Origin of the sequence: Curtobacterium sp. VKM Ac-2922 (assembly GCF_022815645.1) — a bacterium.
Lineage (GTDB): Bacteria > Actinomycetota > Actinomycetes > Actinomycetales > Microbacteriaceae > Curtobacterium.
Map to the genome: position 1 here is coordinate 294,864 of NZ_JALGRO010000004.1, position 24,135 is coordinate 318,998.

The following is a 24,135-nucleotide window of genomic DNA, read 5'->3' on the forward strand; positions in this document are numbered from 1 at the left end:
GTCCTGCGCGAACCGGAAGCCCGGCACCCCTTCGTGGGTGCCGGGCTTCCGGCATTCCGGCAGACAACGCCCATAGGCTCGGTGTCGTGCGCATCATCGGACTCACGGGCGGCATCGCCGCGGGCAAGTCGACCGTGTCCGCCCGCTGGGCGGAACTCGGCGCGGTCGTCGTCGACGCCGACCGGCTCGCACGCGACGCCGTCGCTCCCGGTAGTCCCGGGCTGGCGCAGGTCGCGGAGCGCTTCGGTCCGGACGTGATCGCTCCGGACGGCTCGCTCGACCGCCCCGCGCTCGGCGCAGTGGTGTTCGCGGACGCCGCAGCCCGCAAGGACCTCGAGGGGATCACCCACCCCGAGGTGTGGCGACTCGCGCAACAGGCCTTCGACGCGGCCCGGGCCGCCGATCCGGACGCCGTGGTCGTCTACGACGTGCCGCTGCTGGCAGAGGCCCGCGGGTCCCGGCCGCTCCGGTTCGACGCGGTCGTCGTGGTCGACGCGCCCGCGGCGGTCCGCACCGACCGACTCGTCGAGCACCGCGGGATGCCCCGGGCCGAAGCCGAGCGCCGGATCGCCGCGCAGGCGTCGGACCAGGAACGGCTCGCCCTGGCGGACCACGTGGTCGACGCCACCGGCACGATCGAGCAGACCATCGCCTCGGCCGACACCGTCTGGCAGCGCCTGGTCGGATGAAGCACCGCTTCCTGCTCCTGCTCGCCGCGATCGTGCTCGTCGCCATCGGCGGTGGCACGCTCGTCGCCGCCAACGTCATGGCCGAGCAACGGGTCGAGCAGCACGGCCGCGAACCCGCTGCTGCCCCCGCACACGGCGACCAGCACGGCCCGGCTGACGAGTTCCACCGGTTCCGGCTCGGCGCGATCGACGGCGAACGCCTCGAGCCGAACCGTGACGACTTCGCTGCACGGACCGCGAACGACGGCCCCCTGCTGCTGTTCCTGCCCGCCACCCGCGCCAAGCCCGCGCAGTACCAGCGCTTCCTGACGACGGCGCTCGGCGACGGCTACCACGTGCTCGGGCTCGACTACTGGAACCTCGGCAAGACCCTGTCGGGCACCTGCGAAGCGGACGCCGAGTGCTACGGCCAGGTCCAGCGGAACCGCTTCGACGGCACGCGGCCGTCCGAGTTCAGCGACGTGTCGTCCGCGGGGTCGATCGTGTCCCGCTTCCGCGATGCCATCACCCACCTGGACGACGTCGACCCGAACGGCGGGTGGGGCCGTTTCGTCACGAGCGACCAGGACATCGCATGGCAGGACGTCGTCGTCGCCGGGCACTCCCAGGGCGGCGGCGAGGCAGCGTTCATCGCCCACATCCGAGCGGTGCGTGGCGCGCTGATGTTCTCGTCGCCCGTCGAGTCCCTCGGACCGGTCCACGCCGCCTGGATGGACAGTCCCGGGCGCACACCACCGTCGCGGATGTACGCGATCGACGACGTCCGCGACGTGTTCGGCCCGCGGATCCGCGGGTCGTGGACAGTGCTCGGCCTGGACGGTCCCGCGACCGACGGCGGCCCGGACGGACCGTGGCGCACGGACACTGCGGCGCCCCCGGCGGGCTGGGACCCGCACGCGATCCTGACGGACATCCAGGTCGGGACGCCGGACCAGTCGCACTCGCGCACCATCAAGGACACGACACCGCTCGACGCCGAGGGCCAGCCCCGCATGCTCGGCCTCTGGCAGTGGCTGCTGCACCGGTTCGCGCCGGTGCGCGCATCCTCCGGCGCGTCATAGCAAGCCGTCCTAGTCTGAGGTGATGCAGCACGACGGCGGAACACCACCCGAGCGCCTCCGGGCGCTGATCCGGCACCGCGCCCAGGTCGACGCCGACCGCGTGTACCTGGAAGACGCCCGCTCCGACCGGGTCCTGACCTACGGTGCGCTCGGTGCCGCGGTGGACGCCTGGTCGTCCACGTTCGACGTGATCGGCATCGCCGACTCGGGTGCCGTGCTGGTCGACGTCGGGGACCCGCTGGCCTTCGCCGTGGTCCACCTCGCTGCGCTCGCCTCGGGCCGCCGGGCGGTCCCGGTGGACACCGGGCAGCCGACCACCGAGCCGGCGCGGCTCGCCGACCTGCTCGGCGGGGCGTCGATCGTGGTGTCGGACCGTGACCAGGACGCGACCGTCCCCGGGGCGCCGGCGGCGCGCGTCGACCCGGCCACGGGCCTCCCGTCCGACGTCCGCGACGGCGACCTGCCCGCCGATGCTCCGGACGCACCCGGCGAGGGATCGGTGGTGCTGTTCACGTCCGGATCGACGGGCACGCCGAAGGGCGTCGAGCTGCCGGAGAGCCAGCTGCTCTTCGTGGCCAGGGCCGTGGTGGACCACAACCGCCTGACCGGCGAGGACCGCGGCTTCAACTCGTTGCCGCTCTTCCACGTGAACGCCGAAGTGGTCGGACTGCTGGCGACGCTGGTGGCCGGCGCGACCCTGGTGCTCGACCGCCGGTTCCGGCGGACCGGGTTCTGGGAGCTCCTGGCCGAACGGCGCGTCACGTGGCTGAACGCGGTGCCCGCGATCCTCGCCGTGCTCGCGAAGACCGGCCCCCTCGACTTCCCCGATGGCCTGCGCTTCGTACGCAGTGCCTCGGCGCCCCTGCCGGACCCCGTCCGCGCCGCACTCGGTGACGTCCCGCTCGTGGTCAGTTGGGGCATGACCGAGGGCGCGAGCCAGATCACCGCGACCCCGCTCGACGCGCCCGCCCGACCCGGCACGGTCGGTGTGCCGGTCGGCAGCCAGGTGCAGGTCCGCGACGAGGACGGTGCCGTGCTGCCCGCAGGCCAGGTCGGGGCGCTCTGGATCCGCGGCCCCGGGATCGTGCACGGCTACCTGTTCGGCCGAGCAGCCGAGCGCTTCGACGCCGACGGCTGGCTGTCCACGGGCGACGTGGGCTCCGTCTCTGCGGACGGCTGGGTGTCCCTGGCCGGACGGTCCGACGACGTCATCAACCGCGGCGGCGAGAAGGTGTACCCGTCCGAGGTCGAGGACGTGCTGCTCGGTGACCCCCGGGTGCTCGAGGCCGTCGTGGTCGGACGCCCGGACGACGTGCTGGGCAGCGTGCCGATCGCGTACGTCATCCCGCACCCGGACCCGGACGAGCCGCTCGACCACGACGGGCTGGTCGCCGACCTGACCGCGCGCGCCGAGCGGTCCCTCACACGGTTCCGCCGGCCGGTCGAGATCGTCGTCGTGCCGGACCTGCCGCGCGCCCCCACCGGCAAGATCCAGCGTGCCCGCGTGCGGGGGATGGCGGCGACGTCGTGACCCAGGCCGAGACCCAGGCGCGTGCTGCCGCCGGGGACCAGCCCGCCCCCACGGGCGTGCAGACGCCGACCCGCACCGCCGCCGGCCGACCTCGACACCTGTACGAGGTCGACGTCCTGCGGATCCTGACCTTCGCGTGCGTGCTCGGCGTGCACACCACCAGCCACACGATGGCATCCGACGACGTCGGGCTGGCCGGGCTGCTCGCGCTGCTGCACTTCACGCGGCTGGTGTTCTTCACCCTGACCGCGTTCGTCCTGGTCTACAGCTACGCCATCCGGCCGAAGCCGATGTCGGTGTTCTGGCCGAAGCGGTTCCTGCTGGTCGGGGTGCCGTACCTGGCCTGGTCGTTCGTGTACGTGGCCTCGGCCTGGCTGCTCGACCCGGGGCAGCGCGGTGACGTGCCCGCACTGGTGACGACGTTCGCCACCGGGGTCGTCACCGGGACCGCGAAGTACCACCTGTACTTCCTGCTCGTGACGATGCAGGTCTACCTGCTGCTGCCCGCGATCATGTGGCTCGTCCGGAAGTCGCGCGGGCACCACGTCACGGTGCTCGTGGTCGCGCTCGTGGTCCAGCTCGTGGTCTTTGCCGGGTACAAGTACTTCCCGGCGAGCGACGCGTGGCTGAACGGGTACCAGAAGCAGTTCTTCTTCTCGTACGTGTTCTTCATCGTGTCCGGTGCGATCGCCGCCGACCACGCCGACCGGTTCCTCGGCTTCGTCCGGACCCACCGGCGCGGCATCATGTGGGCGTTCCTGGGCGGCGCGGTCCTGACGATCGGTGTGTTCGTCCTGCAGATGGCGACCGGCGACTCGCCGTACGCCGCCGGCACGCCGCTGCAGCCGGTCGAGGCCGTGTGGAGCACCGTCGTCTTCGTCGCGTTCCTGGCCATCGGTGCGGCCTGGGCGGACCGCCGCGTCGCCGGCAGTCGGCTCGCCAAGGTGGTCGACTACGCGTCCGACCGGTCGTTCGGCATCTTCCTCAGCCACCCGCTCGTGATCTGGCTGCTGCTCTACGGCTCCAGCCCGCTCGAGGCGCTCGTGCCGAAGCCCTGGCTCACCCTCGTGACGTACCTGCTCGTGGTCGTGCTGTCGGTGGCGCTGACCGAGGTGTTCCGCTGGACGCCGCTCAGCGTGCCGCTGACCGGCCGCCCGTCGCTGTCGTCCCGCGCGGCACGCGCGGCGCGCGCCTGAGTCCCTGACCCCGAGACGGACGGGAGGCCCGTGGCGACACCGCCACGGGCCTCCCGTCCGTCCCCAGGTCCGGATCAGATCCGGGGCCGCTCCGCCTTCGGCGTCCCGATCTCCAGCACCCCGTTCGGCGAGGTGAGCCGCAGCGGCTTCATGAACCAGGCGACGACCGCCGCGGCGAACAGCAGGGCGCAGGACAGGGCGAAGGGGAGCTGCCACCCGCTGGCGTCGATCAGGAAGCCGAAGACGATCGGCGACAGGACACCGGCGATGCCGAAGCCGGTGTTCATGAACCCCGAGGCCGTCCCCGACCACTGCGGGGCCACGTCCATCGGGATCGCCCAGAGGTTCGCGTTGCAGAGCTCGAGGAAGAAGAACGAGAGCGCCAGCGAGATCGTGGCGACGAGCAGCCCCTGCCCGATGACGAGCGGGATGAGGCAGAGCAGCGAGCCGCCCAGCCCGATCACCAGGATCGTCCGGCGCGCGTTCCGCGTGTTCCCGCCGCGGTGGATGATCCGGTCGCTGAGCATGCCGCCGACGGTGTCGCCGACGACGCCAGCCAACAGGATGAGCGTCGTGAACAGGGCGAAGTCGCCGATCTCCAGGCCGTAGGTCGAGCTGAGGAACGTCGGCAGCCAGGTCAGGAACACCCAGAGCGTCCAGCCGTAGCCGAAGTCCACGAAGGTGACCGGCAGGATCTGCTTCGCCATCTGGCGCCACGGCACGGGCGGCCGCGTCGCACGGGTCTCGACGGGCGGCAGCTCGGACAGTTCGACCTGCGTGATGCCCTTCGCCGACTCGGGCTTGTCGCGGAACCAGACGAACCAGACGACGGCCCACGCGAACGACAGCACCGCGGTCGCGAAGAACGCCAGCCGCCAGCCGCTCACCGCGATGAAGTACGCCACCACCAGCGGCGCCAGGGCGTTCCCCAGACGGGCAGCCGAGTGCACGACACCCTGCGCGAAGCCGTTGCGGTCACGGGGGATCCACCGGCTCATCGCCTGGGTGGCGGTCGGGAAGGCCGCCGCCTCGCTCAGTCCGAGCAGCGCCCGTGCGGCGAACAGCGTCCAGAAGCCCACCGCGAAGCCGGTCCAGAGCGTCGCGACGCCCCAGATCACCGTGATGACGAAGAGCGCCTTGCGCGGGCCGAACTTCTCGCTGATCGTGCCGCCGAAGACCTGCAGCAGGGCGTACGGCAACGAGAACGCCGCGACGATGACGCCCGCGGTGGCCTCGTTGAAGCCGAACTCCTCGGTGATGTGGGGGAGCGCGGTGGAGATGTTGGTGCGGTCGATGTACGAGATCGCGTACATGAAGCAGAGCAGGATGAGCACGCGCCCGCGGATGCGTCCGCGGAACGGGGTGCCCTTCGTCGGTGCCGCCGGGGTCGCGGTCGTCATGGGGCCTCTTCGGGGGAGTGAGGGTCGATCGGGGTGCTGCTGAACGAACGAGACGTTAGGGACCGTTCTTATCAGCGTCCTTGGAGCCTGCTCTCCCGCGGACGATACGCCCGCTGCCGCGCGAGGGGTACGCCGTCGGCGAGCAGACGGCCGAGGTGTCGGTGGGCGCGCCTAGCATTGGCGGCATGGCAGTGACGATGGAACCCGCGCGCTCGGTCCGCCCGTTCGAGGTGATCAGCGAGTACACGCCGAGCGGTGACCAGCCTGCGGCGATCGCCGAACTCGCCGGGCGCATCAACGCCGGTGAGACCGACGTCGTGCTGCTCGGTGCCACCGGTACGGGCAAGTCGGCCACCACGGCCTGGCTGATCGAACAGGTCCAGCGCCCCACGCTCGTACTCGCGCACAACAAGACGCTGGCCGCGCAGCTGGCGACCGAGTTCCGCAGTCTGCTGCCGAACAACGCCATCGAGTACTTCGTCTCGTACTACGACTACTACCAGCCCGAGGCGTACGTCCCGCAGACCGACACCTTCATCGAGAAGGACTCCTCCGTCAACGCCGAGGTCGAGCGGCTCCGCCACTCCACCACGAACTCGCTGCTCAGCCGCCGCGACGTCGTCGTCGTGTCGACCGTGTCCTGCATCTACGGCCTCGGTACCCCGGAGCAGTACATGAACGCCTCGGTGGCGCTGTCCGTCGGTCAGGAGATCTCGCGCGACCAGCTGGTCCGCCGATTCGTCGCCATGCAGTACCAGCGCAACGACGTCGACTTCGCCCGCGGCACCTTCCGGGTGCGCGGGGACACGATCGAGATCATCCCGATGTACGAAGAGCACGCGATCCGCATCGAGATGTTCGGCGACGAGATCGAAGCGCTGAGTTCCCTGCACCCGCTCACGGGCAACGTCATCGACGACCTGCCCGCGGTCTCGATCTTCCCGGCCTCCCATTACGTCGCCGACACCGACGTCATGCACCGGGCCATCGGCACCATCAAGGAAGAACTCGCCGAGCGTCTCGCCGAGCTCGAGGGCCAGGGCAAGCTGCTCGAGGCCCAGCGCCTGCGGATGCGGACCACGTTCGACATCGAGATGATGGAGCAGATCGGGTTCTGCTCGGGCATCGAGAACTACTCGCGGCACGTCGACGGGCGCATGCCCGGCGAAGCCCCGCACTGCCTGCTCGACTACTTCGCCGACGACTTCCTGATCGTCATCGACGAGTCCCACGTCACCGTCCCGCAGATCGGTGCGATGTACGAGGGCGACGCCTCGCGCAAGCGCACCCTGGTCGAGCACGGCTTCCGCCTGCCCAGTGCGATGGACAACCGCCCGCTCAAGTGGGAGGAGTTCCTCGAGCGTGCCGGGCAGAAGGTCTTCCTGTCGGCGACCCCCGGCAAGTACGAGCTCGGCATCACCGACAGCGTCGTCGAGCAGATCATCCGTCCGACCGGCCTGATCGACCCCGAGATCGTCGTCAAGCCCTCGGACGGTCAGATCGACGACCTGCTCGAGGAGATCCAGCAGCGCGTCGAGAAGGACGAGCGCGTGCTCGTCACCACCCTGACCAAGCGCATGGCCGAAGAGCTCACCGACTTCCTCGGCAACGCCGGGGTGCGCGTGCGCTACCTGCACTCGGACGTCGACACGCTCAAGCGCGTCGAGCTGCTGACCGAGCTGCGCCAGGGCGTCTACGACGTGCTCGTCGGCATCAACCTGCTGCGTGAGGGCCTCGACCTGCCCGAGGTGTCGCTCGTTGCGATCCTCGACGCCGACAAGGAAGGCTTCCTGCGGTCGTCGACCTCGCTCATCCAGACGATCGGTCGTGCAGCCCGCAACGTCTCCGGGCAGGTGCTCATGTACGCCGACAAGATGACCGACTCCATGAAGCAGGCCATCGAGGAGACCGACCGTCGCCGTGAGAAGCAGGTGGCGTACAACCTGGAACACGGCATCGACCCGCAGCCGCTCCGCAAGAAGATCGGCGACATCACCGAGCAGCTGAACCGCGAGAACGACGACACCAAGGCGCTGCTCGAACGCCGTGGCAGCAGCGCGAAGGACCGTGGTCGCGCACCGACGCCGTCGCTCAAGCGCACGGGCATCGCGGGCGAGGGCGCCACCCAGCTCGAGTCGACGATCGCCGATCTCAACGACCAGATGCTGCAGGCCGCGACCGAGCTGAAGTTCGAGTTGGCGGCACGCCTGCGCGACGAGGTGCAGGACCTCAAGAAGGCGCTGCGCCAGATGGAGTCCGCGGGCCATGTCGACTGACACCACCGCCGCCGCCGGGGGTGGACGGGCGCAGACCGTCGTCGTCACGGGTGCCAGTGCCGGTCTCGGGTACCACGCGGCCGAGCAGCTCGCGGCCGCCGGGCACCGGGTGGTCCTCGCGACCCGCAACCCCGAGCGGGCCGACGCCGCCGAGCGCAGCATCCGGCAGCACGTGCCGGACGCCACGCTCGAACACCTGCACGTCGACCTCGCCGACCTCGACAGCGTCCGCGCCGCCGCGGCCGACCTGCAGGACCGTGGCCCGGTCGACGTCCTGCTCAACAACGCCGGGGTCGTCGGGTCACGCACCGAGCGCTTCACTGCGCAGGGCGTCGAGCTGCAGGTCGGCACGAACCACGTCGGGCACTTCGCCTTCACGGGGTTGCTGCTGCCGATGCTCGAACGCTCCGGTGGTCGTGTCGTGCACCTCGGGTCGATCGCGCACCGCTGGGCATCACTCGACCGCCGCGACCCGTTGCGCGTCGGGCACTACTCGGGGTACCGGCAGTACGGCCGCAGCAAGCTCGCGGTGATGCTGTTCGGGTTCGAGCTCGCCGAGCGGCTGGCCGACGCGGGCTCCGCGGTGTCGAGCGTCGTCGCACACCCGGGCCTGGCGTTCGACGCCCTCGGTGCGCAACGGCCGCTCGTCACCCCGGCCCGGGACGAACCGGCGTGGATGCGCCCGGGCGAACGGGCCGTCGCGCAGGGCAAGGACGCCGGCGCACTGCCGCTCGTCCACGCCGCGGTCGGTGCCGACGTGCGATCGGGGGAGTACTGGGGGCCCGGCGGGCCGCTGCAGCTCCGCGGGTCGGCGGCGATCGTCCGCGCCGAGCCCCGGGCGCACGACCGCACGGTGGCGGCGCGTCTCTGGCTCGCCAGTGAGCAGGCCTCGGGCGTGGCGTTCGCTCTCGACGCATTCGCCTGAGCCCGGACCGGAACCGAATGTCGGCGTCGGTTCGTAGACTCGTCGGTGATGACCATCACCTCTGATCGCGGCCCTGTCACGCCCGGACGCAACGCCTTCGGCGGCGCTGCCGACTCGGATCGAGCGGACGACGACCGCTCCGACCTCGAGCCCGCAGACCTGCACCTGCCCGGCGGCACGGCACCGCACAACACGACGACGCTCAGCGTTCGTGGCGCGCGGGTGCACAACCTGCGCGACGTCGACCTCGAGATCCCGCGCGACTCGCTCGTGGTGTTCACGGGGCTGTCCGGCTCGGGCAAGTCCTCGCTGGCGTTCGACACGATCTTCGCCGAGGGACAGCGCCGGTACGTCGAGTCGCTGTCGGCGTACGCCCGGCAGTTCCTCGGCCAGGTCGACCGGCCCGACGTCGACTTCATCGAGGGGCTGTCGCCCGCCGTGTCGATCGACCAGAAGTCGACCAACCGCAACCCGCGCTCGACCGTCGGCACCATCACCGAGGTCTACGACTACATGCGTCTGCTCTGGGCGCGCATCGGCACCCCGCACTGCCCGATCTGCGGCGAAGTCGTCAGCAAGCAGAGCGTGCAGCAGATCGCCGACCAGCTGATGACGCAGGAATCCGGCACACGCTTCCAGGTGCTCGCGCCGATCGTGTCGAAGAAGAAGGGCGAGTTCGTCGACCTGTTCCAAGAACTCGCGGCGTCGGGGTACTCGCGCGCGATCGTCGACGGGGAGCGGGTCCAGCTGAGCAGCCCACCCACGCTCAAGAAGCAGGTCAAGCACGACATCTCCGTCATCGTCGACCGACTCGTGGCCAGCGACGACATCCTCGGTCGACTGACCGACTCGCTCGAGACGGCCCTGCGCCTGACCGACGGCACGGTCGCGATCGACCTCGTCGACCACGAGGGGCCCGGCGCCGTCCGGACCTACTCCGAGAACCTGTCGTGCCCGAACAACCACCCGCTCGCACTCACCGAGATCGAGCCGCGCACGTTCTCGTTCAACGCGCCGTTCGGCGCCTGCCCCGAGTGCTCCGGCCTCGGCACCCGCATGTCCGTCGACCCCGATCTGGTGCTCGGCGACCCCGACGCCTCGCTCGCCGACGGTGTCCTGCTGCCCTGGACGGGGACCAGCGGGCTCTACGCCTACTTCGAGAAGCTGCTGGCCGGCCTGGGCAAGGAACTCGGCTTCCGGCTCGACACCCCGTGGAGCCAGCTCGACCCGTCGGTGCAGGCGGCGATCCTGACCGGCAAGGACTTCGAGGTCTCGGTGTCCTGGCGCAACCGCTTCGGCCGCGAGATGCGCTACACCAGCGGGTTCGAAGGCGTCATGCCGTACATCGAGCGCAAGTTCGCCGAGGCCGAGTCGGACTCGCAGCGCCAGCGCTTCCAGGGGTACCTGCGCGAAGTCCCGTGCCCCGTGTGCGACGGCACCCGCCTGAAGCCGGAGGTCCTGGCGGTCACCGTGGCAGACCACAGCATCGCCGACGTCACCCAGCTCAGCCTCGACGACGCCTACGCGTTCATGGACACCCTGACGCTGACCGAGCGCGAGGCCCACATCGCCGCCGCGGTCCTGCGCGAGATCCGGGCGCGTCTCGAGTTCCTGCTCGAGGTCGGGCTGAACTACCTGACGCTGTCCCGCGGCGCCGGCTCGCTGTCGGGCGGCGAAGCCCAGCGCATCCGCCTGGCCACGCAGATCGGGTCCGGCCTGACCGGCGTGCTCTACGTGCTCGACGAGCCGAGCATCGGCCTGCACCAGCGCGACAACCGCCGGCTCATCGACACGCTGGTCAAGCTGAAGAACCTGGGCAACACGCTCATCGTGGTCGAGCACGACGAGGACACCATCCGCACGGCGGACTGGGTCGTCGACATCGGTCCGGGCGCGGGGGTCAACGGCGGCAACGTCGTGCACTCGGGTTCCTACGCCGACATGATCGAGAACCGCGAGTCGATCACGGGCGACTACCTGGCCGGTCGTCGCGCGATCGACATGCCGTCCGAACGTCGTGCGATCAACAAGAAGCGCGTCATCAGCGTGCAGGGCGCCCGCGCGAACAACCTGCGGGAAGTCGACGTCGACTTCCCCCTGGGCGTCTTCACCGCGGTCACGGGTGTCAGCGGGTCCGGCAAGTCGACGCTGGTCAACGACATCCTGTACAAGGTGCTCGCCAACCAGCTCAACGGTGCGCGGCACATCGCCGGCAAGCACACGCGCGTCAAGGGGCTCGACCAGCTCGACAAGGTCGTCCACGTCGACCAGGCGCCGATCGGCCGCACACCGCGGTCGAACCCGGCGACCTACACGGGCGTGTTCGACCGCATCCGCCAGCTGTTCGCCGAGACCCCCGAAGCGAAGATCCGCGGGTACCTGCCCGGCCGGTTCAGCTTCAACGTCAAGGGCGGCCGCTGCGAGAACTGCTCCGGTGACGGCACGATCAAGATCGAGATGAACTTCCTGCCCGACGTCTACGTCGCGTGCGAGGTCTGCGGTGGTGCGCGCTACAACCGCGAGACGCTGCAGGTGCACTACAAGGGCAAGGACATCTCCGAGGTCCTCGACATGCCGATCAGCGAAGCGGCCGAGTTCTTCGAGCCGATCTCCGCGATCCACCGGTACATGGCGACCCTGGTCGACGTGGGTCTGGGGTACGTGCGGCTCGGGCAGAGCGCGACGACCCTGTCCGGTGGCGAAGCGCAGCGCGTGAAGCTCGCGACCGAGCTGCAGCGTCGCTCGAACGGCCGCACGGTGTACGTGCTCGACGAGCCCACGACGGGCCTGCACTTCGAGGACGTCCGCAAGCTGCTGATGGTGTTGCAGGGACTGGTCGACAAGGGCAACACCGTCATCACGATCGAGCACAACCTCGACGTCATCAAGTCGGCTGACTGGGTCATCGACATGGGCCCCGAGGGCGGGTCCGGCGGCGGTACGGTCCTGGCGACCGGCACACCCGAGCACGTGGCCGACGTGCCGGAGAGCCACACCGGTGTCTTCCTGCGCGAGATCCTCGACGCCCAGGACGCCCGCGTCGGCAAGCAGCGCTCGGTCGGCGCCCGCACGGTCGCCCCGCAGGAGTTCGCGAAGAAGTCCGGCACGAAGTCCGGCGCGAACTCCGCCAAGCAGCAGGCGGGTGCGCGGTAGGTGGCAGACACCGTCCCGTGGCGCCCGAAGGCCGGTGAGATCCCGACCGACCCGGGCGTCTACCGCTGGCGCGACGGCAACGGCCGGGTGCTGTACGTCGGCAAGGCGAAGAACCTCCGCGCACGGCTGAGCAACTACTTCGCGCCGCTGCCGACGCTGCACGAGCGCACCCGGCGGATGGTCCTGACGGCGAAGAGCGTCGAGTGGACCACGGTCGGCTCCGAGATCGAGGCACTCCAGCTCGAGTACACGTGGATCAAGGAGTTCGACCCGCCGTTCAACGTCAAGTTCCGTGACGACAAGTCGTACCCCTACATGGCGATCACCCTGGGCGACGAAGCGCCGCGGGTGATGGTCACGCGCAACCGCAAGATCAAGGGCGCCAAGTACTTCGGCCCGTACCCCAAGATCTGGGCGGTGCACGACACCATCGACCTGATGATCAAGGTGTTCCCGATCCGCACCTGCTCGGACTCGTCCTACAAGCGTGCGATGCAGACGGGCAAGCCGTGCTTCCCGGGGCAGATCGGCAAGTGCGGCGGACCCTGTTCGCAGCGCGTCACGATCGCCGAGCACCGTGCGCTGGTCGAGGAGTTCATCCGGTTCATGAACAGCTACGACCGCCGCGTCATCACCGAGCTCCGGCAGCGCATGGGCGCCTCGGCCGACGCGATGCAGTACGAGCAGGCGGCGAGGTACCGCGACCAGGTCGAGGCGCTCGAAGCCGTGCTCGAGAAGTCCGCGGTGGTGCTCAAGGACTCGGTCGACCTCGACCTGTTCGGGATCGCCGAGGACGAACTCGCCGCCGCGGTCCAGCTGTTCTCGGTGCGCGGCGGACGCATCCGCGGTGTGCGCGGCTGGGTCGTCGACAAGGAACTCGACATCAGCACCGGTGACCTGGTCGAGCAGATCGTCCAGGGGGTCTATGCCGATGGCGAGCTGACGCCGCGGGCCGATGGCGCGCGGCCGGGCCGGGACGACTCCGCGATGCTCAGTCCGACCACCGAGGAGCCCCCGCGCGAGGTCGTCGTCCCCGAGCTCCCCGAGGACGCCGACGCCCTGCAGCAGTGGCTCAGCGACCGCCGCGGCGGGCGTGGCACGAAGCTCAGCACGGCCCAACGTGGTGACCGCGCCGGACTGGCCCGCACGGCGTCGCAGAACGCGCAACAGGCGCTGATGCTCTACAAGACCAAACGCTCGGCCGACTACACCACGCGTGCTGCCGCACTGGCCGACATCCAACAGGCGCTCGGCATGTCCGAGGCCCCGCTCCGCATGGAGTGCTACGACATCTCGCACCTGCAGGGCACGAACGTCGTGGCGTCGATGGTCGTCTTCGAGGACGGCCTGCCGCGCAAGGACCAGTACCGGCGGTACTCCATCGCCGAGACCCGCGACGACACCGACAGCATGCACCAGGTGCTCACCCGTCGGTTGGCGCGTCTGGACGAGGACGCCGAACTGCCCGACCAGCCGGACCAGAACGCCGACGGCGTCGTCGCGGTCGAGAAGCCGACCAAGCGGTTCGCCTACCGCCCGCAGCTGCTCATCGTCGACGGCGGGCAGCCGCAGGTCGCCGCCGCCAAGCGTGCGATGGACGAAGCCGGGGTCGCGGACATCGCCCTGGTCGGCATCGCGAAGCGGCTCGAAGAGCTCTGGCTGCCCGACGACGACTTCCCGGTGATCCTGCCGCGCAACTCCGAGGCGCTCTTCCTGATCCAGCGCATCCGCGACGAGGCGCACCGCTTCGCCATCACGCACCAGCGCGGGCGGCGCAAACGCGACGTCCGGACGCAGCTGTCCGAGATCCCGGGGCTCGGCCCCAGCCGGGTCAGCGCGCTGCTGAAGCACTTCGGCTCGGTCGCGCGGCTGCGGTCGGCCACCGCCGACGAGATCGCCGAGGTGCAGGGCGTGGGGCCGGCGACGGCCGCCGCCGTGGTGCGCAAACTGCAGACGGTGCCGACGAGCACGCCGACGGGGGAGTCGCCCGCCAGCGCGCCGTCCGCCGAGTCACCGTCCGGTGACGCGGCGTCGGTCAGCGCGGAACGGACAGGAGGCCCAGTGCGGGTCCCCGAGGTGACCCGCTACGGTCCGCAGCTGCCGACGTGACGCAACCCGGTCCTCCCGTTCGTCGGGTCCCTGACCCCCGGACGGGCGATACCCTGGACCCCACCACCATCCCCCGGCCCGCTCTGCGGGCACCCGGACCGCCCGAGCGACGCGCCCGGGCAGCGACGACGGAGCACATCGCCAGATGACCGACACCGATGCGAGTCCGCAGCACGACGTCCTGATCGTGACCGGGATGTCCGGGGCCGGACGGTCGACGGTCGGCAAGGCACTCGAGGACCTCGACTGGTACGTCGTCGACAACCTGCCGACACAGATGCTCGGGCCGTTGACCGACCTGGCCGACCGCGCGGGCGAGAAGATCCCGAAGCTCGCGGCCGTCGTCGACGTCCGCGGTGGCCGGTACTTCACGGATCCGGAGCACGCGGTGGAACGGCTGCGGGCGTCGACGTCGGCACGCGTCCGGGTGCTGTTCCTCGAGGCGACCGACCAGGTGCTCGTGCGGCGGTTCGAGCAGGTCCGTCGGCCGCATCCGCTGCAGGGCGAGGACACGTTGCTCGACGGAATCGCCCGCGAGCGCACCCGGCTGCTGGGGCTGCGCGAGGCGTCCGACGTCATCATCGACACCTCCGACCTCAACATCCACCAGCTCGCGAACACCGTCACCGAGAAGTTCGCCGAGGACCGGTTCACCGGGGTCCAGGTGACCCTGATGAGCTTCGGGTTCAAGTACGGACTGCCCGCGGACGCCGACATGGTGGCCGACGTCCGCTTCATCCCGAACCCGTACTGGGTGCCGGAGCTCCGGCCGCACACGGGTCTCGACAAGCCGGTCTCCGAGTACGTCCTGGCCCAGCCCGGGTCGCGCACGTTCGTCGACCGCTACGCCGCCGTGCTCGAGCCGGTGCTCGACGGGTACCAGCGCGAGAACAAAAGACACGCTACGATCGCCATCGGCTGTACCGGCGGCAAGCACCGCTCGGTCGCCATCGTCGCCGAGCTGGCGAGCCTCCTCCGTGGGATGCCCAACGTCGCCGTGCGTGTGAAGAACCGAGATCTCGGCCGGGAGTGACCGTCCCACCGGCCGCTCCACACGGGTGCGCCGCGCAGGACACGGGACCCACCACCAGAAAACGTTAGGAATGATGCTGTGCCGTTGACTGCCGAGGTCAAGGACGAACTGGCCAGGGTCGTCGTGGGCCGCAACACGGTCCGTGCCGCCGAACTCGCGACCATCCTGCGGTTCGCGGGTGGCCTGCACGTCATCTCCGGCAGGATCGCCGTCGAGGTCGAGCTCGACACCCGGATCATCGTCCACCGTGTCCGCAAGGACCTCGCCGAGCTCTACGGCGTGCGGAGCGAGGCATCGGTGGGGTCCTCGGCATCCGCACGACGCGGCACGCGCTACCTGGTCCGCGTCCTCGAAGCGGGCGAGACCCTGGCCCGCCAGACAGGCCTGATGGACGCACGTCGTCGCCCGGTCCGCGGGCTGCCGAACCGGCTCACCACGGGCAACCGCGAGGACCTCGCTGCCATCTGGCGTGGCGCGTTCCTGGCCGCCGGCACCCTGACCGATCCCGGTCGTGCCGCCGCCCTCGAGGTCACCTGCCCCGGCAACGAAGCAGCGATGGCCCTGGTCGGCGCCGCCTCACGCCTGGGGATCGCCGCGAAGGGCCGCGAGGTCCGCGGTGTGCACCGTGTGGTCATCCGCGACGGCGAGGCCATCGGGCAGATGCTCACGGCGATGGGAGCCGCCCGCACCACCGCCGACTGGGAGGAGATGCGCCAGCGCCGCGAGGTCCGCGCGACCGCCAACCGCCTGGTGAACTTCGACGACGCCAACCTCCGCCGCTCGGCACAGGCCGCCGTCGCCGCGTGCGCCCGCGTCGAACGTGCGCTCGAGATCCTCGGCGACGAGGTCCCCGACCACCTGCAGTACGCCGGGTCGCTCCGGCTGGCACACCGTGACGCCTCGCTCGACGAGCTCGGCCAGCACGCCGACCCGCCCATGACCAAGGACGCCATCGCCGGCCGCATCCGTCGACTGCTCGCGATGGCCGACAAGCGCGCCGTCGAGCTCGACGTCCCCGGCACCGAGGCGAGCGTGCCCGAGGAGCTCGAGGGCGCCTGACGGCTCCTGCGTCCCCGCTGGGGCGGGCTCGGTCTGACGGCTGTCTGCACGTCACACGAACGGGCGCTGAAGCTCCGACTGCTAGGGTCGAGACGGCGACGTCACGGGCGTATCGTCCAGCACACGGGGGCCTGTCGAAGGGCTCCCGACTCCGAACAAGCAGCGCCTTCCGGGCGCTCCACATCCACCAGGAGATCCATTGACCGTCAAGATCGGCATCAACGGCTTCGGCCGCATCGGCCGTAACTTCTTCCGGGCCGCCCTGGCCAAGGGCAGCGACCTCGAGATCGTGGCGGTGAACGACCTCACCGACAACGCCGCACTCGCGAACCTGCTCAAGTTCGACTCGATCACGGGTCGTCTCGGCGTCTCCGTCGAGCTCGACGGCGACAACATCGTCGTCGACGGCAAGCCGATCAAGGTCCTGGCGGAGCGCGACCCCGCCAACCTCCCCTGGGGCGAGCTGGGCGTCGACATCGTCATCGAGTCGACCGGGTTCTTCACCAAGGCCGCCGACGCGCAGAAGCACATCGACGCCGGCGCGAAGAAGGTCATCATCTCCGCTCCGGCCACGGGTGACGACGTCACCATCGTGCTCGGCGTGAACGAGGACCAGTACGACGCCGCGAACCACCACATCATCTCGAACGCGTCGTGCACCACGAACAGCCTCGCGCCACTCGCCAAGGTCTTCCACGACAAGTTCGGCATCGAGCGTGGGCTCATGACGACGGTGCACGCCTACACCGCCGACCAGAACCTGCAGGACGGCCCGCACAAGGACCCCCGTCGTGCCCGCGCCGCCGCGCTCAACATCGTCCCCACCTCGACCGGTGCTGCCAAGGCCATCGGCCTGGTCATGCCCGAGCTCGCCGGCAAGCTCGACGGCTTCGCGCTCCGCGTGCCGGTCCCGACCGGTTCGATCACCGACCTCACCCTCGAGACCAAGTCCGAGGTCACCGTCGACGAGATCAACGCCGCCTACAAGGAAGCAGCCGAGGGCCCGATGAAGGGCATCCTGCTGTACAGCGAGGACCCGCTGGTGTCGACCGACATCACCACGGACCCGCACTCCTCGATCTACGACTCCGGCCTGACCAAGGTCATCGGCGGTCTCGTCAAGATCACCTCGTGGTACGACAACGAGTGGGGCTACTCCAACCGCCTGGTCGACCTGACCGAGTACGTCGGCGAGCGTCTGTAACACATGAGCCTCCGAACCCTCGGCGACCTCGGCGACCTCGCCGGCAAGCGCGTCGTCGTCCGGTGTGACCTCAACGTCCCGCTCAAGGACGGGGTCATCACCGACGACGGTCGCGTGCGCGCGTCGCTCGGCACGCTGAACACCCTCATCAACGCTGGTGCCCGTGTCATCGTGGTCTCGCACCTCGGTCGACCGGACGGTACGCCGGACCCGCAGTACTCGCTCGCCCCGGTGGGGCAGCGGCTGTCGGAGCTGCTCGGCAAGCCGGTCGAGTTCGTCGACGAGACCGTCGGTGACCTCGCCTCGGCGGCCGCCGGCGACCTTGGGGACGGTGACGTCCTGCTGCTCGAGAACCTCCGCTTCAACCCGGAGGAGACCTCGAAGGACGTCGCTGAGCGTCAGGCCTTCGCCGAGCGGATCGCCGCGATGGCGGACGCGTTCGTGTCGGACGGGTTCGGGGTGGTGCACCGCAAGCAGGCCTCGGTCTACGAACTCGCCTCCGTGCTGCCCTCGGCGGCCGGCGAGCTCATCGAGACCGAGCTGCGTGTCCTCGAGCGGCTGACCTCGACGTCCGAGCGCCCCTACACGGTGGTGCTCGGTGGGTCGAAGGTCAGTGACAAGCTCGGCGTGATCGACCACCTGCTCCCGCAGGTCGACACGCTCTGCATCGGTGGAGGCATGCTGTTCACCTTCCTTGCTGCGCAGGGGCACGGCGTGGCCAAGTCCCTGCTCGAGCAGGACCAGCTCGACGTCGTCCGCGAGTACCTCTCGCGGGCGGACGAGCTCGGCGTGACGATCGACCTGCCGACCGATGTGGTCGTGGCCTCCGGGTTCGCGGCCGACGCCGACCACGAGACGGTCGCGGCCGACGCCATCGAGTCGTCGTCCTTCGGTACCGACGGCATCGGGCTCGACATCGGACCCGACACCGCAGCGCGCTTCGCGTCCGCTGTCTCGGGGTCGAAGACCGTGTTCTGGAACGGGCCGATGGGCGTGTTCGAGTTCCCGGCCTTCGCTGCCGGCACGAAGACCGTCGCGCAGGCCCTCACCGAAGTCGACGGCCTCGGCGTGGTCGGTGGCGGCGACTCTGCTGCAGCCGTCCGGTCGCTCGGGTTCTCGGACGATCAGTTCGGCCACATCTCGACCGGTGGTGGCGCCAGCCTCGAGTTCCTCGAGGGCAAGTCGCTGCCCGGTCTCGAAGCACTCGGATGGACACGATGACCCGCACACCGCTCATCGCCGGTAACTCTGCGGAGGGCGCAGCATGAATCGCGTCCCGCTCATCGCCGGTAACTGGAAGATGAACTTGGATCATCTGCAGGCCATCGCGACCGTGCAGAAGCTCGCCTGGACGCTGAAGGACGCCCGTCACGACTTCGACGACGTCGAAGTCGCGGTGTTCCCGCCCTTCACCGACCTGCGCAGCGTCCAGACGCTCATCTCGGCCGACAAGCTCCCGATCCGCTTCGGCGCCCAGGACCTGTCGCAGTTCGACTCCGGCGCTTACACCGGTGACGTGTCCGGTTCGTTCCTGGCGGCGCTCGATGCCGCCTACGTGATCGTCGGACACTCCGAACGTCGCACCATGCACGGTGAGACGGACGAGGTCGTCGCTGCGAAGACGGCAGCTGCCGTCAAGCACGGCGTCGTCCCGGTCGTCTGCGTCGGCGAGACCGGCGAGCAGCGCGAAGAGCGCGGTGCCGGTGTGGTCGCGGTCGAGCAGCTGCAGGTCGTCCTCGACGCCGTGCAGCCGTCCGAGATCGTCGTCGCGTACGAGCCCGTGTGGGCCATCGGTTCCGGCCAGGCTGCGTCCGCCGAACAGGCCCAGGACGAGTGCGCCGCGATCCGTCGTGGCATCGCCGCCACCTGGGGCGAGGACCTCGCTGCGGCCACCCGTGTGCTGTACGGCGGCTCGGTCAAGTCGGGCAACATCGCGGGCTTCCTCCGTGAACCCGATGTCGACGGTGCCCTGGTCGGTGGGGCGTCCCTCGACGTGCAGGAGTTCGCGGCGATCGCGCGCTTCCGCCAGCACGTCGGACTCTGATCCATCCCGCTCGGGCCGGCCGCGTCGACGTGGCCGGCCCGAGCCACGCCCGTGCCGGTGACCCGGCCGCTCCGGTGGCCCGGTACACTTGCATGGCTGACTGACACGAAAGGTACGTCGTGGCGATACTCTCCGTCGTGCTGCAGGTCCTGCTCGCAATCACGAGCCTCCTGCTCACGCTCCTCATCCTCCTGCACAAGGGCCGCGGTGGCGGCCTCTCCGACATGTTCGGTGGCGGTGTGACGAGCAACCTCGGGGCGTCCGGCGTGGCCGAGCGCAACCTGAACCGGATCACCGTGATCCTCGGTCTGCTCTGGATCGTGAGCATCATCGTGCTCGGTCTCATCAACAAGTTCACAGCGGGGAGCTGAGCCATGGCATCAGGAGGCAGCGCAATCCGGGGGTCGCGCGTCGGCGCGGGCCCCATGGGGGAGCAGGACCGCGGGGTCCAGGCCGAGCGCGTCGCGATCTCGTACTGGGACGCGTTGGGCAACGAGGTCGTGCGGTACTTCGCCGCCAACCTCCCCGACGACGAGATCCCCGAGACGGTCGACTCGCCGTCCACCGGGCTGCCGGCGGGCCGTGACAAGGAGAACCCTCCGCAGGTCACGAAGACCGAGCCCTACAAGACCCACTTGGCGTACGTCAAGGAACGTCGCACCGAAGAAGAAGCCGCGCAGCTCCTCGAAGACGCGCTGCAGCAGCTCCGGCAGCGCCGCGGTACCGCGAAGTAGCACCGAACGTCACGAAGGCCTCCGCACTCCGGTGCGGGGGCTTCGTCGTTGCCGATGGACTCGGCGTGGGCGAGGGCGAGGGCGTGGGCGTGGGCGTGGGCGTGACGTCGGCGGCGCCGACTGGTCACAACACCCCGCTCACGTCCGCCGACCGGTCGCCATCCGTCGGTGGACGAGCGTCCGGACGACGGGTTGTGACCACTCGGGGTGAAACCGACGGGGTGTCGCGACCACTCGGACGGCGCGCGCTGCGTGGGACCGCGAGCACAGAACGACGGGAGGCGCGGTGCCAGCTGGCACCGTGCCTCCCGTCAGGAGCGTCTGGACAACAGAGCGTCAGAGCGTCAGAGCGTCAGTACGGGGACGCGATCAGGTTCTCCGGCACGTCGCGTGCGGCTTCCTGGTCCACGAAGAACACGGTGCGCTTGCGGCCCTGCACCCCGCCGACGGGGACCTCGTCCACCGAAGCGCCCGCCAGGGCGAGCCCGAGGACCGAAGCCTTCTCGGCGCCGGACAGGATGACCCAGACCCGCTGCGACGCGTTGATCGCCGGGTAGGTCAGGGTCAGGCGCTGCGGCGGTGGCTTGGGGGAGTCGTCGACCGGCACGACGGTGCGGTCCTTGATCGTCAGCTGCGGGAACTCCGGGAAGAGCGAGGCGGTGTGACCGTCCGGGCCGACGCCGAGCAGCGTGATGTCGAACTTCGGCGCGACGGCGGAGTCCGGTGCGGCGGCCTGCAGCTCGCGCTCGTACTGTTCGGCTGCCTGGTCGATGGTGAGCCCGGCGTCCGAGGCCGCGATCGGGTGGATGTTCTCCGACGGGATCCCGACACGGTCGAAGAAGTCGGCCTGCGTGCCCGTGACGTTGCGGTCCGCGTCGCCCTCGGGAGCCCAGCGCTCGTCGACCCACCACACGTGCACCTTCGACCAGTCGACGCTCTCACGCGCCTGGGACTGGCCGATCGCCGCGAGGACGAGCGTCGACACCGAGCCACCGCTGATGGCGATGTCCGCGCGCTCCTGCTCGTCCAGCACGTCGATGATCTTCGTGATGAAGCGTGCGGCGACGGACGCGCCGAGGGCCTGCTTGTCCGGGTGCACCAGCACCCGCCGTTCGTTGGTCACGTGACTCCCGTGTTCAGGTCGGCGGGCCGTGGCGGACCGCCTTCGGTCCGGTCGGGCCCGCGTCGCCGGTCCGTGGTGGACCGTGGACGGTGGACCCGACCGAGTGGGTGCTCAGTTGGCGATGGACTCGCGGAGCTGGGCGACCCCGTGCTTGACGACGTCTCCGAAGAGGACGTCCGGGTCGAGTCTACGGAGTTCCTCTGCGAGACAGTCACGCAGGTTGCGGCGTGGCAACGACAGGTCGTGCACCGGCTGTCCGGGCATCGACAGGGTCGCCACGTCGACCAGCGAGCGCTCGAGTTCGATCGTTCCGGACTCGCGCACGAGGGACACACCGTGGATGCCGCTCGACCCGGTGGCACGGGGCGAGGTGACGACCTCGACCGGCACCTGGAGTCGCAGCTGCAGCCATGCGGCGAGCAGGATCGTCGACGGGCTGTCGCTCGCGCCGGAGACCTGGACACCGGTGACCGGCTCGTACGGCGGCTGGTCGAGCGCCGCGGCGAGCTGGTTGCGCCAGAGCGTCAGCCGGGTCCACGCGAAGTCGGTGTCCCCGGGCACGTACGACTCGGCCAGCGCCGTGATCGCCGCGCTCGGGTCCTTCTGCGTGGCCGCGTCGGTGATGCGACGCTGGGCGATGCGACCCAGCGACGACTCGGCCGGCTTCGGCGGTGCGATGCCGGGCCACCAGGCGATGACCGGTGCGTCGGGGAGCAGCAGGCCGGTGACCAGGCTCTCCTCGTCGGTGGCGGTCTCGCCGTACGCGCGCAGGACGATGACCTCGCTGGCGCCGGCATCGCTCCCGACGCGGATCTGCGCGTCGAGCCGACCCGGCGACGCGATGTCCCCGTCGTTCTTCGACACGATGATCACGCGCATGGGGTGCTCGCGGGACGCTTCGTTCGCCGCCGCGATCGCCTCTTCCTCGTGGCCGAGGGCCGTCGAGATGATGAGCGTCAGCACGCGGCCGAGTGCGACCGCGCCGCCCTCTTCGCGGATGTGGACCAGGGTCTTCTGGATCTTCGAGACCGTGGTGTTCGGCAGGTCGATCTTCATGGACGTCTCCAGGTCCGGCCGTCGCGGGCGAGCAGGTCGTCGGCCGCAGCCGGACCCCACGTTCCCGGACGGTACTGCTCGGGCTGGCCCTGCGTGGCCCAGAACTCCTCGATGGGGTCGAGGATCTTCCACGAGAGCTCGACCTCCTGGTGCCGCGGGAACAGCGGCGGGTCACCGAGGAGCACGTCGAGGATGAGTCGCTCGTACGCCTCGGGGGAGGCCTCGGTGAACGCGTGGCCGTAGCCGAAGTCCATCGTCACGTCGCGCACCTGCGTGCCGACGCCCGGGACCTTCGAGCCGAAGCGGAGCGTGACGCCCTCGTCCGGCTGGACGCGGATGACGAGCGCGTTCTGCCCGAGCGGCGACTGCGGGATGCCGAAGACGTCCTCGGGGACGCGCTTGAACACGATCGCGATCTCGGTCACGCGGCGGCCCAGTCGCTTGCCGGCCCGCAGGTAGAACGGGACGCCCTGCCAGCGGCGGGTGGCGATGTTGAGCTTGATCGCGGCGAAGGTCTCGGTGGTGGACTCCGGGTTCATCCCGGCTTCCTCGAGGAACCCGAGCACCTTCTCGCCGCCCTGCCAGCCACCGGCGTACTGCCCGCGGGCGGTCGCCGTGCTGAGGTCGGCTGGCAGCTCGACCGCCGACAGCACCTTCTCCTTCTCGGCACGCAGGTGTCCGGCCTTGAACGAGACGGGTTCTTCCATCGCGGTGAGCGCGAGGAGCTGCAGCAGGTGGTTCTGGATGACGTCGCGCGCTGCGCCGATGCCGTCGTAGTACGCGGCACGTCCCGCGACGCCGATGTCCTCGGCCATCGTGATCTGCACGTGGTCGACGTAGTTCGAGTTCCAGATGGGTTCGTACATCTGGTTCGCGAAGCGCAGCGTCAGCAGGTTCTGGACCGTCTCCTTGCCCAGGTAGTGGTCGATGCGGAACACGTCGTCGGGTGCGAAGACGCTCTCGACGATGGCGTTCAGTTCGCGTGCCGTGCGCAGGTCGGACCCGAAGGGCTTCTCGACGACGACGCGGCTCCACGAACCCTCGGCCTTCTGGGTCAGTCCGGACAGCTTCAGCTGCTCGGTGACGACCGGGAACATCTTGGGCGGGATGGACAGGTAGAACGCGTGGTTGCCGAGCGTTCCCCGTTCGGCGTCGAGCGCATCGACGGTCTCCTTGAGCTGGACGAACGCGTCCGGGTCGTCGAACGACCCCTGGACGAAGCGGATGCCCTGTTCGAGCTGCCGCCAGACGTCCTCGTCGAAGGGGGTCCGGGAGTGCTCCTTGACCGCGTCGTGGACGAGCTGGGAGAAGTCCTGGTCCTCCCAGTCGCGTCGAGCGAACCCGACCAGTGCGAACCCGGGCGGCAGGAGCCCCCGGTTCGCCAGGTCGTAGACCGCGGGCATCAGCTTCTTGCGGGACAGGTCGCCCGTCACGCCGAAGATGATGAGGGTGCTGGGACCCGCGATGCGGTTCAGTCGACGGTCCGTGGGCATCCGGAGCGGGTTGTGCTCCGGGGTGATCGCCACCGGTGACATGTGTCGG

General features: G+C 69.9%; 19 protein-coding genes. 15 read left to right on the forward strand and 4 right to left on the reverse strand.

Features of this window, described 5'->3' with window-relative positions; translation table 11 throughout:
- Positions 1-86 precede the first annotated feature (86 nt).
- From coaE to MT346_RS06915, 4 genes are read left to right on the forward strand one after another with little or no spacing between them, the layout of a single operon-like run.
- Positions 87-689 (forward strand): dephospho-CoA kinase, encoded by a 603-nt coding sequence (gene coaE / locus MT346_RS06900; protein WP_243562071.1) that lies wholly within the window; start codon positions 87-89, stop codon positions 687-689.
- Positions 686-1,750 carry a hypothetical protein gene (locus tag MT346_RS06905; RefSeq protein ID WP_243562072.1) on the forward strand — a complete coding sequence of 355 codons (1,065 nt, stop codon included), beginning with the start codon at positions 686-688 and terminating at the stop codon, positions 1,748-1,750. Before coaE ends, MT346_RS06905 begins: the two co-directional genes overlap by 4 nt.
- 22 nt (positions 1,751-1,772) lie before the next feature.
- Positions 1,773-3,281, forward strand: coding sequence for a class I adenylate-forming enzyme family protein (locus MT346_RS06910; protein WP_243562073.1), 1,509 nt, complete (start codon positions 1,773-1,775; stop codon positions 3,279-3,281).
- Entirely contained in the window at positions 3,278-4,477 is a 1,200-nt protein-coding gene (locus MT346_RS06915) for an acyltransferase (protein ID WP_243562074.1), read from the forward strand. Before MT346_RS06910 ends, MT346_RS06915 begins: the two co-directional genes overlap by 4 nt.
- A gap of 74 nt (positions 4,478-4,551) precedes the next feature.
- On the opposite strand, the gene MT346_RS06920 is transcribed toward MT346_RS06915, so the two are convergent.
- Entirely contained in the window at positions 4,552-5,877 is a 1,326-nt protein-coding gene (locus MT346_RS06920; RefSeq protein WP_243562075.1) for an MFS transporter, read from the reverse strand.
- Between the two features lie 197 nt (positions 5,878-6,074).
- Between MT346_RS06920 and uvrB the strand changes: the two genes are divergently transcribed.
- The 11 genes from uvrB (at position 6,075) to MT346_RS06975 (ending at position 20,414) form a co-directional block, all read left to right on the forward strand.
- Positions 6,075-8,153, forward strand: a complete 2,079-nt coding sequence (gene uvrB, locus MT346_RS06925) for an excinuclease ABC subunit UvrB (protein ID WP_243562134.1) — start codon at positions 6,075-6,077, stop codon at positions 8,151-8,153.
- A complete protein-coding gene (locus MT346_RS06930) occupies positions 8,143-9,078 on the forward strand; it encodes an SDR family NAD(P)-dependent oxidoreductase (protein ID WP_243562076.1) in 936 nt (311 codons plus the stop codon). The genes uvrB and MT346_RS06930 overlap by 11 nt, the downstream gene beginning before the upstream one ends.
- A gap of 48 nt (positions 9,079-9,126) precedes the next feature.
- Positions 9,127-12,231: an excinuclease ABC subunit UvrA gene (gene uvrA / locus MT346_RS06935; protein WP_243562077.1), complete on the forward strand. Its 3,105-nt coding sequence runs from the start codon at positions 9,127-9,129 to the stop codon at positions 12,229-12,231.
- On the forward strand, positions 12,232-14,340 hold the full coding sequence (uvrC, locus tag MT346_RS06940; RefSeq protein ID WP_243562078.1) for an excinuclease ABC subunit UvrC: 2,109 nt from the start codon (positions 12,232-12,234) through the stop codon (positions 14,338-14,340).
- Positions 14,341-14,485: 145 nt separating this feature from the next.
- A complete protein-coding gene (rapZ, locus tag MT346_RS06945; RefSeq protein ID WP_243562079.1) occupies positions 14,486-15,373 on the forward strand; it encodes an RNase adapter RapZ in 888 nt (295 codons plus the stop codon).
- Between the two features lie 78 nt (positions 15,374-15,451).
- The gene (whiA, locus tag MT346_RS06950; protein ID WP_243562080.1) at positions 15,452-16,432 is read left to right on the forward strand and encodes a DNA-binding protein WhiA; all 981 of its coding nucleotides are present in this window, start codon (positions 15,452-15,454) and stop codon (positions 16,430-16,432) included.
- 199 nt (positions 16,433-16,631) lie between these two features.
- Positions 16,632-17,636, forward strand: a complete 1,005-nt coding sequence (gene gap / locus MT346_RS06955) for a type I glyceraldehyde-3-phosphate dehydrogenase (RefSeq protein WP_071275205.1) — start codon at positions 16,632-16,634, stop codon at positions 17,634-17,636.
- A gap of 3 nt (positions 17,637-17,639) precedes the next feature.
- Positions 17,640-18,857: a phosphoglycerate kinase gene (gene pgk / locus MT346_RS06960; RefSeq protein ID WP_243562081.1), complete on the forward strand. Its 1,218-nt coding sequence runs from the start codon at positions 17,640-17,642 to the stop codon at positions 18,855-18,857.
- A gap of 43 nt (positions 18,858-18,900) precedes the next feature.
- A complete protein-coding gene (tpiA, locus tag MT346_RS06965) occupies positions 18,901-19,680 on the forward strand; it encodes a triose-phosphate isomerase (RefSeq protein WP_243562082.1) in 780 nt (259 codons plus the stop codon).
- A 119-nt stretch (positions 19,681-19,799) separates the two neighbouring features.
- Positions 19,800-20,051 carry a preprotein translocase subunit SecG gene (secG, locus tag MT346_RS06970; RefSeq protein WP_056124375.1) on the forward strand — a complete coding sequence of 84 codons (252 nt, stop codon included), beginning with the start codon at positions 19,800-19,802 and terminating at the stop codon, positions 20,049-20,051.
- A 3-nt stretch (positions 20,052-20,054) separates the two neighbouring features.
- Positions 20,055-20,414 carry an RNA polymerase-binding protein RbpA gene (locus MT346_RS06975; protein WP_056124379.1) on the forward strand — a complete coding sequence of 120 codons (360 nt, stop codon included), beginning with the start codon at positions 20,055-20,057 and terminating at the stop codon, positions 20,412-20,414.
- A 352-nt stretch (positions 20,415-20,766) separates the two neighbouring features.
- Here MT346_RS06975 and pgl read toward each other — a convergent pair whose 3' ends face one another.
- The 3 genes from pgl to zwf all read right to left on the reverse strand — a co-directional run bounded on the left by pgl (position 20,767) and on the right by zwf (position 24,128).
- Positions 20,767-21,537 (reverse strand): 6-phosphogluconolactonase, encoded by a 771-nt coding sequence (gene pgl / locus MT346_RS06980; RefSeq protein WP_243562083.1) that lies wholly within the window; start codon positions 21,535-21,537, stop codon positions 20,767-20,769.
- A gap of 111 nt (positions 21,538-21,648) precedes the next feature.
- A complete protein-coding gene (locus tag MT346_RS06985; RefSeq protein WP_243562084.1) occupies positions 21,649-22,593 on the reverse strand; it encodes a glucose-6-phosphate dehydrogenase assembly protein OpcA in 945 nt (314 codons plus the stop codon).
- A complete protein-coding gene (gene zwf / locus MT346_RS06990) occupies positions 22,590-24,128 on the reverse strand; it encodes a glucose-6-phosphate dehydrogenase (protein WP_243562085.1) in 1,539 nt (512 codons plus the stop codon). Before zwf ends, MT346_RS06985 begins: the two co-directional genes overlap by 4 nt.
- Positions 24,129-24,135 lie beyond the last annotated feature (7 nt).